Source organism: Streptomyces sp. AC627_RSS907 (genome assembly GCF_019049165.1).
On the sequence record NZ_JAGMUE010001569.1, the window covers coordinates 1 to 706 of the forward strand.

At 76.5% G+C, this 706-nt stretch carries 1 protein-coding gene; it reads left to right on the plus strand.

What is annotated here, in order from left to right; all coding sequences use genetic code 11:
- Positions 1–706: ATP-binding cassette domain-containing protein (locus KUM32_RS43040; RefSeq protein WP_217146980.1), on the plus strand; the 706-nt coding region annotated here is incomplete at both ends.

Genomic DNA, 706 nt, shown 5'->3' on the forward strand with positions numbered 1-706 from the left:
CGTACGCGCGGGCCGAGGACGAGTTCCAGGCGAGCGGCGGGTACGCGGCCGAGGCGGAGGCGGCCCGGGTCGCGGCCGGCCTCGGGCTGCCCGACGACGCCATGGGCCGGCCCGTCGGCGAACTCTCCGGCGGCCAGCGGCGCCGTGTCGAGCTGGCCCGCATCCTGTTCGCCGGGCGGGGCACGCTGCTGCTCGACGAGCCGACCAACCACCTGGACGCCGACTCCGTCGCCTGGCTGCGCTCCTTCCTCGCGGCGCACCAGGGCGGCCTCGTACTGATCAGCCACGACACCGGGTTGATCTCCGACACCGTCAACCGGGTCTTCCACCTCGACCCGGACAGCGCCAGCCTGAGCGTGCACAACACCGGGTGGCGGACCTATCTCACGCAGCGGGAGGCCGAGGAGCGGCGGCGCGGCCGGGAGCGGGCGAACGCCGAACGCAAGGCGGCCACCCTGCACGCGCAGGCGGACCGGATGCGGGCCCGGGTGGCGACGGCGGTGGCCGCCAGGAACATGGCCCGCCGCGCCGACCGGATGCTCGCCGACCTCGAACCGGCCCGCCGGCGCGAGAAGGTGGCCAGGTTCCGGCTGCCGGAGCCGGCCCCGTGCGGCCGGATGCCGCTCGGCGCGGTCAGCCTGGTCAAGGCGTACGGGCAGCGCCGCGTGCTGGACGGCGTCGACCTGGCCGTGGACCGGGGCAGCCG